Here is a 2,064-nt window from a genome sequence, read left to right as displayed (position 1 = left end):
CTCCCTTCGCTCAATTTACTAAGATGTCCGCCAAGGATGGCTGGGCCATGCTCCTGTGGGTACACAGCGCCTTTCGAACCTTCGGCGTTTCCTGCAAAAGCGCGCTTCCGTCAACGGTTGCCCAATTAAATGGCTTGTGTCTTTTGCACGCCCTCCAGCATTCAGCCAATGGCTACCGTGCAATGCAGTTCCGCATTCTGGCCCGGAAGTGTGGTGTAAACGCCTGTGTTCTGGCCCGGTGGACACACAGCGTCTTCCGCGCCTACGGCGTCTCCTACACAAGCTTTCTGCTATCGGCTGCCGGGTGCTTGATCGAATAGTACACGTTTATACCTTACACAAATTTCCCGGCGTTCAGCCAACGGTCACCGTACAATGCAGTTTCGCATCCTGGCCCGGAAGTGTGGTGTAAACGCCTGTGCTCTGGCCCGGTGTGCCAACTGCATAAACTCTGTAGTAGTAGTCATTGCCGATCTGGGACACAAACTGCGTCTTCAGAACGCTTCCGTTGCCCACCGTGAAGCTCGGTACCAGTCCATTTCCATTGACCACGGTCATCTTGAAGGTGTACATGCTTCCTCTGTTCAGCGTGATGGCATTTGCCGCATCGCTGCGCACACTTGCCGCTGCACTCTGGCTTGCAGAAACCACACCCGCTGCTCCATATGTGTTGCTTACATTTCTCGATGTGGAGCCGCTCTTCTTCGCTGTCGCCGTCTTTGTCTCCAGGTTCTGGATGCTTGCTTCCAGTGCTTCTACGGCACTCTTGACCTCTTCTTCGGTCGCTGCTTCATTGAGCAACACAACCTTTGCATTGCTCAATGCCTTCTGCATCGCTGCCACGCTCTTTGCTGTGTACTTGCTGGTGTTCACTGCCTCTGCTTTTCCAATCAGGTCTTTCAAAGCGTCCTTGTTCGGGATCATACGCAGTGCTGTAATCGCATTGAGCAGTTCTTCGGCTTTCTCATCCACTGCCTCCTGGGTTGCATTGTCATTTTCCAACAGAGTTTCTGCATCGCCTAGGACGGTTTTAAAGGTAGCCCATGTTTCATCCTGGATGTACTTCGAAGCATTCTCTACAATTTTCTTGCCTTCTGCTACCAAAGCTTCCAGATCCGTCCTATCTGCACGGAAGACCAGTTTATTAAGCGCTTCATACAGTGCTTCTGCCGCTGCCTGGATGTCTGCTTCCAGTACTTCCTCGTCGTCCATCAGATCCTCTGCCGCCTTGTATGCGTCGTCCAGCGCCTGTACGCTCTCCGGCGTGAAGTTCTCTCGATTGATGCTCTCTGCAATCTCCATCGGGATTTCCAGCTGGCTCTTGTCGCCCGCTGCAAAGCTCAGATACTGCAATGCCTCGATCAGCTCAAACATCGCGTTGTTGATCTCGTCCTGGCTTGCGGTCTTCTTTTCTTCGATCGCTTTCGCTGCCTGCAACGCATTCTCATACTTCTTCTGTACCGACGGGACTGCCGCCTTTACCTGCGCTTTCACGTTCTCGCTCTCTGCGATTGTGATNTTGTCAAGCGCTTCATACAGCGCTTCTGCCGCTGCCTGGATGTCTGCTTCCAGTACTTCCTCGTCGTCCATCAGGTCCTCTGCCGCCTTGTAGGCGTCGTCCAGTGCCTGTACGCTCTCCGGCGTGAAGTTCTCTCGATTGATCTGCTTTGCAATCTCCATCGGGATTTCCAGCTGGCTCTTGTCGCCCGCTGCAAAGCTCAGATACTGCAATGCCTCGATCAGCTCAAACATCGCGTTGTTGATCTCGTCCTGGCTTGCGGTCTTCTTTTCTTCGATCGCTTTCGCTGCCTGCAACGCATTCTTGTACTTCTTCTGTACCGACGGGACTGCCGCCTCTACCTGCGCTTTCACGTTCTCGCTCTCTGCGATTGTGATCACTTCGCGCAGATTTTCCTTATCCACGATCGTGAAGCCCAGTTCAATCGTGGTGTCTGCATTCGGCATTGCCAGGCTGTAGATATACTCGGCAACGTCAAAGTTCTCTTCTGCTACGGCTTCGCCGTTCACGGTGACGCCTGCGATCTCTCTTCCTTCGACTCTCGG

At 53.4% G+C, this 2,064-nt stretch carries 2 protein-coding genes; one reads left to right on the top strand and one right to left on the bottom strand.

Annotated elements, in window-relative coordinates; translation table 11 throughout:
* A partial coding sequence (locus tag B9Y59_RS16075) for a hypothetical protein (protein WP_207651503.1) occupies positions 1-320 on the top strand: 320 nt, incomplete at its 5' end.
* A 34-nt stretch (positions 321-354) separates the two neighbouring features.
* On the opposite strand, the gene B9Y59_RS14830 is transcribed toward B9Y59_RS16075, so the two are convergent.
* The gene (locus B9Y59_RS14830) at positions 355-1,965 is read right to left on the bottom strand and encodes a hypothetical protein (RefSeq protein WP_442856187.1); all 1,611 of its coding nucleotides are present in this window, start codon (positions 1,963-1,965) and stop codon (positions 355-357) included.
* Positions 1,966-2,064: the final 99 nt, after the last annotated feature.

The sequence above is a fragment of the Anaeromassilibacillus sp. Marseille-P3371 genome (assembly GCF_900169665.1).
GTDB lineage: Bacteria > Bacillota > Clostridia > Oscillospirales > Acutalibacteraceae > Anaeromassilibacillus.
The sequence above is the reverse complement of the archived record's forward strand: the minus strand, read 5'-3'. Positions and strand labels throughout refer to the sequence as shown.